We start from the raw sequence: 7,535 nt of genomic DNA on the forward strand, positions 1-7,535 counted from the left end.
CGGAGGGCGACGGTGCTGCAGATCGAACATATCTCCAAACAGTACAAAACGGGGGACTTCGTCCAGCAGGCCTTGAACGATGTCAGCGTCAACCTGCGCGACAACGAGTTCGTGGCCATCCTAGGCCCCTCCGGCTCCGGCAAGACCACCCTGCTCAACATCATCGGCGGGCTGGACCGCTATGACCAGGGCGACCTGATCATCAACGGCACCTCCACCAAGAAATACAAGGACAGGGACTGGGACTCCTACCGCAACCACACCGTGGGCTTCGTCTTCCAGAGCTACAACCTGATCCCCCACCAGAGCATCCTGTCCAACGTGGAGCTGGCCCTGACCATCTCGGGCGTGCACCGGCAGGAGCGGCGGGAGCGGGCCAGGAAGGCCCTGGAGCAGGTGGGGTTGGGCCAGCATGTGAACAAGCGACCCAACCAGCTCTCGGGCGGGCAGATGCAGCGGGTGGCCATCGCCAGGGCCTTGGTCAACAACCCCCGCATCCTCCTGGCCGACGAACCCACCGGAGCACTGGACTCCGAGACCTCCATCCAAATCATGGACCTGCTCAAGGAGGTGGCCCAGGACCGGTTGGTGGTCATGGTCACCCACAATCCCGAGCTGGCCCACCAGTACGCCACCAGGATTGTGGAGCTACACGACGGATCGGTGATCAGCGACTCCGACCCCCTGCCCGACGACCAGGTGCCCATCCGCCGGGCACGCCACCGCACCTTCGGCAAGGCCTCCATGGGGCTGCTGACCTCCCTGTCACTGAGCTTCAACAATCTTCGAACCAAGAAGGCGCGAACTGCACTCACAGCATTCGCCGGATCCATCGGCATCATCGGTATCGCCCTGATCCTGTCGGTGTCCACCGGGGTCAACCGCTACATCGACAGGATACAGCGGGAGACCATGACCTCCTACCCCATCACCATTCAGGAGCAGTCCTTCGACCTAAACAAGATAGTGGACTCCGCCCAGGAAACCCAGAAGGAGGCCAAGGCCCACAAGGACCTCAAGGCCATCCAGCCGGACGACTCCAGCGTCAAGGGGGCCTCCAGCCTGACCAGTAGCATTACCCAGAACAACCTAACAGACTTCAAAAAATACTTGGACAATCCCAAGAGCGAAATTCATCAGTATGTGGGATCCGTGGGCATCCAGTACTCCTACGCCACCAAGTTCGCGGTTTTTGGGCACGATCCGGACGGCAAGCTGGTCTCTGCAGACAAGGTGACCATGAATGGGCAGGACGACGCCAGCTCCACCGCCAGCCAGATGGCTACGGCCAACACCGACAGCGACATGGGCGACATCCAATCCATGCAGATGTCCTACCTGACCGGCAAGACCGAGAAGAACAAGGCCCCGGAAATCTTCGGCGAGATCATGCCCGGGGCCGATGCCAAGACCACCATCAGTAAGGTGGTGACCGACAACTACCAGGTGGTGAACGGCACCTGGCCCAAGGCCAAGGATCAGGTGGTCCTGGTGCTGGACAAGAACAACCAGATGCCCGTCACCAGCCTCTACAAGCTGGGCATCCTCCCCTCCAGCCAGTACACCGACATGATGAACAAGCTCAACAGCGGCCAGGAGGTCAAGGTCGACACCAAGCCCATCGAATACGCCAAGGCCATGGACCAGAAGCTCTCCCTGGTGCCCGCCGCGAGCCAATATGCCAAGGGGACCGACGGCCACTACCACTACATCGGCGACAACACCGACCAGATGACCAAGGCCGCCGACCAGGGCCTGCAGCTGCACATCGTCGGCATCGTCCGTCCCACCCAAGGAGCCAAGGCCACGCCCCTCAAGGTCGGTGTCGGGTATACCCGCCAGCTGACCGACTACCTGATCGACCAGGCCAAGACCAGCTCCATCGTCACCGACCAGGAGGCCGACCAGGGCCACAGCGTCCTCAACGGGATGGCCTTCGCCCCTGCCGACGATGCCGCCAAGGCCAACGATGCCAAGGCCTACATCGCATCCTTGGGCGTTACACAGAAGGCCAGCATGGCCCAGGAGATCATGAAGGGCTCGGCAGCCATGGCCGGCCAGGAGGCCCAGGGCCGGGCCGGAGCCGCTGCAAGAGCCCAAGGTTCTGCCGGCATCCCCACGGGGGCCTCAGCCGAGCAGCAGACAGCCCAGGCCTTCGACCAGTACATCGCCACAGCCCCGCAGGACGCCCTGGTCGCCATCTACAACCAGTACGTCTCCACCGGCACTTATGCCGACAACCTGAGCGACTTCGGCCTGATCTCCCGAGACGCCCCCTCCCGCATCAGCATCTACACAGATAGCTTCGAGAACAAGAATTCCGTGGGCGACTCCATCAAGCACTACAATGACAAGGCCGCAAAGAAGAACAGGATCGTCTATACCGACTACGTGGGCCTGATGATGAACTCGGTCACCACCATCATCAACGTCATCACTTACGTGCTGATAGCCTTCGTTGGAGTCTCGCTGGTGGTCTCCTCCATCATGATCGGCATCATCACCTACATATCGGTTCTGGAGCGGACCAAGGAGATCGGCATCCTGCGCGCCATGGGCGCCTCCAAGCGGAACGTCTCCAACGTCTTCAACGCCGAGACCGGTCTCATCGGACTTTTGGCTGGCCTGCTGGGGGTGGGCATCACCCTGCTGCTGATCATTCCGGCCAACAGCATCATGCATCACTTCATGGGAACCACCGAAGTCAACGCGGCCCTGCCTGCCTCGGGTGGCGTGGCTCTGGTCATTCTGAGCGTGGTCCTGACCCTGATCGGCGGCCTGATCCCCTCACGGAAGGCAGCCAAGCAGGATCCCGCCACCGCCCTGCGCACCGAGTGAAGCTGAGTGGCACTAGGTGGCACTGGCAAAGAAGTGAGTTCCCGCACAGTCGGGCCCTAAGGGTGATCTCTCTTTACTCGGGAATGCCATAATGAACCCCGTGAATGAGCAACCCAATCAGATAACAGATCAACAGAACCGGCAGCCCCTCTTCCCCGGACGGGCCTTCATCAGCACCGTCCTGGACGTGGTCGAGAGTAAGAAAACCATGAGCGGCGCCCTGACCGGCAAGTACATGCAGCGAGCCACCATGGCCGGCCTCTTTGTGGGTATCTTCTTCACTGCCTTCTTCGTCATCATGGGCCAGGCCGGCCAGAACCCCGCCGACCATGGCCTGATCCTGGCAGGCCGGGTACTGGCGGCGACCACCTTCGGCTGGGCCCTGGTCCTGATCTACTACACCAACTCCGAACTGCTGACCTCCAACATGATGGTGGTCACCATAGGCGCCTATCACAAGCGCCTGGGCTGGCTGGCCTCCCTGCGGATCCTGATCCTCTGCCTTCTGGGCAACCTGGCCGGAGCCCTGATCGTGGCCGTCATCCTGCGCTTCTCATCCATCGTCAGCGGTCCGACCCTGGACCAGATGCTGGCGGCCGCGGCAACCAAGACCGGCTACGTCTCCGGCGGTCCCATGGGCTTCGCCGACCTGTTCGTGCGCGGCATCCTGTGCAACTTCTGCATCAACATCGCCATGCTCATGGTCTACAACGGCAAGCTTTCCAACGACTTTACCAAGTGCATCATCATGGTCGTGGCCGTCTTCGTCTTCGCCTTCTGCGGATTCGAGCACTCGATAGCCGATTCGGCCCTCTTCCTCATCCTGGGCGTCTTCGGGCGGATCAACGCCTGGAAGGCGATCCTGGTTGTTCTGGTGGCCATGCTGGGCAACTACATAGGTGGCGGCATCCTGATCGGTCTGAACTTCGCCACCATGAACGATGAGCGCCGGTTCAAGGCCTGAGACCATTTCCCTTCAGCCACTGTCCATCTGCTCACCGCGATTTCGTACGCGCTTACGAGACTGATCGGAACTACCTATCATGAAGAAACCCAAGAGCCTATAAACAGGCAGAAAACGGAGGTTCATGATGAGCGAGGCTGAAACCGCAGCCAACAAGTCCCTGGTGCAGGAGTTCTACAACCAGGTCTTCAGCAACGGAGATACCAGCAACATCGACAGGTTCATGCGGGACGACTATATTCAGCACAACCCCACCTGCGCCGACGGGAAGGCGGGATTCCTGGAGTTCATCAAGGGCTTCCTGTCCCTGGGACCGCAAATCGAGATCGTCAGGCTGAATGGCGAGGACGACATGGTCTACGTCTTCTTCAAGTGCACGCTAAAGAACGGCCACGTCAACAAGGTTTGCGACATCTACCGGCTGCAGGACGGCCAGCTGGCTGAGCACTGGGACATCATTGAGCACAACGTGGAAGACGTACAGTCCCGCAACGGCAATGGTCTCTTCTGACCTCCAGTGACATAAGAAAGGACGAAAACAAACCAGGAGGGGAGACGGCCGGAACCGCTCCAGGGCCATGGATACCTCTTTCAAGCTGAGTCCAAATCCACCTTGAGCATCCAGACACCTGCAGCCTTGATATGGTCGGCCAAGCGGATCTGGCTGCTTCCATGTCGGTTTGCTAACTATATAGTCGCGGTCTGCTCAGCAATCCGTCTGTGTGAAAGAAACCCACTCCTGAATTCATGGTCGTCTCCACAATGGACCGGACCCCTCGGTTCCCTGGTGATCAACATTGACCGGTCAGGGCCCCACGGGAGGCCCGGAATCCTGTCCGTCCCGGGCTTATGTATGCACGATGCCCTCCTTACAGTTGGCACTCAAGCCAATAACCCGTCCGCATCTATTCAGACTTGTCCGATTACTCCAGCAGGTTGTCGCGCAAGGCTGCCACCTGGTCTGGTCCAAACCCTAGGGCCTGCCGTGCATAGGCAAAGACGTCGCCATAGGCGTCGATCATGAGTTGGCGGGCGTAAATCAGATATTCCTTCTTGACATACAGCGCAACGGCCAGTGCATCCAGTGAATCCTGGTCGAAGCCTTTGGCGCGGAATTGGTCCAGCAGTTGATTGTTGGCCTCGACCCTCTCTTGGTTGGTCTTCAGATAGTCCGCGAATATCTGGTCGTCATCCACTTCCAGCAGCCAGAGCACCAGGGCCGCGGCGAACCCGGTCCGGTCCTTGCCGGCAAAGCAGTGGAAGAGCGTAGCCCCCTGGGTGTTGCCCACGACGATTCGCAGGAAGCGCCCAAAACCTTTCTGAGCGCCTGGATTCAGGACCATGTCGTGGTAGGTACCGAGCATATGGTCATTGACCCGATCGACCGAACCGATCGAGGCGAAGTCGTCCAAGCTGGTATTGCGGGCACCAATCATTCCCAGCAGATCAATGTTGGTGAAAGTGATACCTTCAATTGGGTCATCAGGGCTTTCCTGTATTTCGAAGGGCCGGCGGAAGTCCACGACCTGTGTCACCCGGTAGCGGTCGACCAAATCTCTCCTGGTGGCCTCGTCCAGGCCGACCAGCTGCCCCGACCGAATGAACCTGTGCTGGCGAACCCGGCGGCCGTGGATGGTCCGCATGCCCCCCAGATCCCGGAAATTGGTGATGTTCATCGACGACCTCCTCTAATACGTTTCTCTTCCATCAAGGCCACTAGGCCCAGAAGTACAACTGCACAGACAATGGCGATATACAGCACGATAAAAGTGTCATTCCAACCATGCAGCACATGCCCCAGCACGTTCAGCCCATCGGACGAGGAATCTGCGATTTTGGCTAGCAGAACCTTGGCGGTGGAGTCACCGAACAGGTAGGCGAATGCACCGACCATGCCGCCAGACAGTACATTGGCTCGCTTGGGAATTTGATTGAGCATGGAGATGTTAATCAGCATCTGTGGTCCGAAGATGAACATGCCCAAGAAGAAGAGCGAGATGTAAATGACCACAGGTGTGCGGCCCAGCTGATAGCCTACCATTCCGAGCGGCAGGCAGATGGCGCAAAGCGTGGATACCAGGGCGGGCCTGCCGCCTAAGAAGTCAGACACCACTCCCCAGATAAGGCATCCGATCAGAGCACCCATCTCGAAATAGAAGATTGTCCGCGCGCCAACCTGATTACTGAAATGCAGCTGCTCAGTCACACGCAGAGGCGCCCAGTTGTCGATGCCGATACGGATCAGGTAAACGAAAACGTTGCTGACACAAAGCACCCAAACCCAAGGGTTGGAAAGCAGGTACCGGCGGAAAATCTGCCAAGTGGTATCATCGTGCGACTCTTCGTCTTCCTGCTTGACAGGCTCATCGAAAATCTTCTCTGACGGTTCCCACCCGAGATCCTCGGGACGATTCTTGCCAACCAGGAAGCACATAATGGCCACCAGAAGCGCCACTACACCCGGGATGATAAACATCCCAGCTACCTTTCCGCCAAAGAAAGTTTGGGCACACCAGATGGCGAATACTCCAGCCAAGCCACCGCCTATATTGTGAGAAGCGTTCCAGACACCCAAATATCGGCCATATGTCGTCTTCGTCGTCCAATTAGAAATCACTGTGGCGCAACTTGGGCCTCCGGCGCACTGAAAGACCCCATTCAAGGCCCATAGAACGATCAACCACCCCATAGGCACATGACTCAGGGTGAACAGGAAACCGATGCAGATGACCACAATAGACGAGCAGAAAAGCATAATAGATGCAATCTTCTTATTGTCTTTGTCCGTGACCAGATATCCCACAACGATTTTTCCGATTCCATAGACAACAGAGAAAACAAAACCAATTACGCCCAACTGCTGGGTGGTAATGCCCAGCTGCTGTTTCATCAAAGGTTGCGCCGCTTTAAAATTATTCCGAACAAGGTACATAGTAATGTACAGAATGATGACCATGAGATACGGTTTCATGAACTCACGGAACCAGAGATGTCGTTGTTCGGCTACCGGTATGGCCGCCTTCGGCACATGTTTGTCCAAATGGATATCGAATATCCTGTCAGCCATCTAATACCTCCCTGTATATGGTGGACAATAGCTGACATTTTACTTATTTGTTTCAACGTTTTATGTATTGACACACAAAGATTCTTAGACTGTGTCAGGGTATATTAAAAACACAGTTCGTGGATAAATTTCATTAAATGCACCAAGCACTTCATCAGTAATAGATACATTAATGATCAGTGTGCAGCGTGCCAACTGCTGAGCTAATCCCGATCAGCGGCGTAAGCCTCCGTTAACGGCTTCTACAGTAACAGATAAGTCAGAATGTCATTAGAGTGCCCGACATAAGTTTCACTATTGTTGTCTAATCTGTGGTGAGAATATGAGTCCAGATCCGTAGTACTGGCCTACATGTGTTTCTTGGCTGTACCACACCATAAAGCGTGCTGATATAGCTGCAGTAGGTCTTAGATGTAGAGGTACATTTTGCTGATAGAGACCGTTTTGTGGGGAGTATGAGCAGACATATAGTAAAGGCCTCTGGTGACTTGTGTCATCAGAGGCCTTTCAATGTGTTGTGGCGGCGGTGTGCTACTCTCCCACACTCTTCCGGGTGCAGTACCATTGCCGTGCTGGGTCTTAGCTTCCGGGTTCGGAATGGGACCGGGCGTCTCCCCCAGGCCATGACCGCCGCGAATCTTCAATTCTGCCAACCCGTTGCCGGGT

At 56.9% G+C, this 7,535-nt stretch carries 5 protein-coding genes and 1 rRNA gene; 3 read left to right on the plus strand and 3 right to left on the minus strand.

The genetic code is table 11. The annotated features are described in order from the left end of the window. Positions 1-12: 12 nt before the first annotated feature. The 3 genes from LPC22_RS07975 (at position 13) to LPC22_RS07985 (ending at position 4,313) form a co-directional block, all read left to right on the plus strand. Positions 13-2,838, plus strand: a complete 2,826-nt coding sequence (locus LPC22_RS07975; RefSeq protein ID WP_229133426.1) for an ABC transporter ATP-binding protein/permease — start codon at positions 13-15, stop codon at positions 2,836-2,838. 91 nt (positions 2,839-2,929) lie between these two features. Then, a complete protein-coding gene (locus tag LPC22_RS07980; RefSeq protein WP_229133427.1) occupies positions 2,930-3,802 on the plus strand; it encodes a formate/nitrite transporter family protein in 873 nt (290 codons plus the stop codon). A gap of 127 nt (positions 3,803-3,929) precedes the next feature. Continuing rightward, complete coding sequence (locus LPC22_RS07985) at positions 3,930-4,313, plus strand: nuclear transport factor 2 family protein (RefSeq protein WP_229133428.1); 384 nt, start codon at positions 3,930-3,932, stop codon at positions 4,311-4,313. A gap of 412 nt (positions 4,314-4,725) precedes the next feature. Here the strand turns inward: LPC22_RS07985 and LPC22_RS07990 are convergent, their stop codons facing one another. From LPC22_RS07990 to rrf, 3 genes are all read right to left on the minus strand, one after another. After that, positions 4,726-5,478 carry a tyrosine-protein phosphatase gene (locus tag LPC22_RS07990; RefSeq protein WP_229133429.1) on the minus strand — a complete coding sequence of 251 codons (753 nt, stop codon included), beginning with the start codon at positions 5,476-5,478 and terminating at the stop codon, positions 4,726-4,728. After that, positions 5,475-6,869, minus strand: a complete 1,395-nt coding sequence (gene uhpT / locus LPC22_RS07995; protein ID WP_024627497.1) for a hexose-6-phosphate:phosphate antiporter UhpT — start codon at positions 6,867-6,869, stop codon at positions 5,475-5,477. The genes LPC22_RS07990 and uhpT overlap by 4 nt, the downstream gene beginning before the upstream one ends. Before the next feature lie 518 nt (positions 6,870-7,387). Continuing rightward, a 5S ribosomal RNA gene (rrf, locus tag LPC22_RS08000) occupies positions 7,388-7,504 on the minus strand. Between the last annotated feature and the right edge of the window lie 31 nt (positions 7,505-7,535).

The organism is Bifidobacterium mizhiense, from assembly GCF_020884755.1.
GTDB classification, from domain to species: Bacteria; Actinomycetota; Actinomycetes; order Actinomycetales; family Bifidobacteriaceae; genus Bombiscardovia; species Bombiscardovia mizhiensis.

Excerpts from the sequence above, each read along its gene's own strand:
- LPC22_RS07980 (WP_229133427.1), top strand. The coding sequence starts at position 2,930 with ATGAACCCCGTGAATGAGCAACCCAATCAGATAACAGATCAACAGAAC.
- uhpT (WP_024627497.1), bottom strand. The coding sequence starts at position 6,869 with ATGGCTGACAGGATATTCGATATCCATTTGGACAAACATGTGCCGAAG.
- LPC22_RS07985 (WP_229133428.1), top strand. The coding sequence starts at position 3,930 with ATGAGCGAGGCTGAAACCGCAGCCAACAAGTCCCTGGTGCAGGAGTTC.
- LPC22_RS07990 (WP_229133429.1), bottom strand. The coding sequence starts at position 5,478 with ATGAACATCACCAATTTCCGGGATCTGGGGGGCATGCGGACCATCCAC.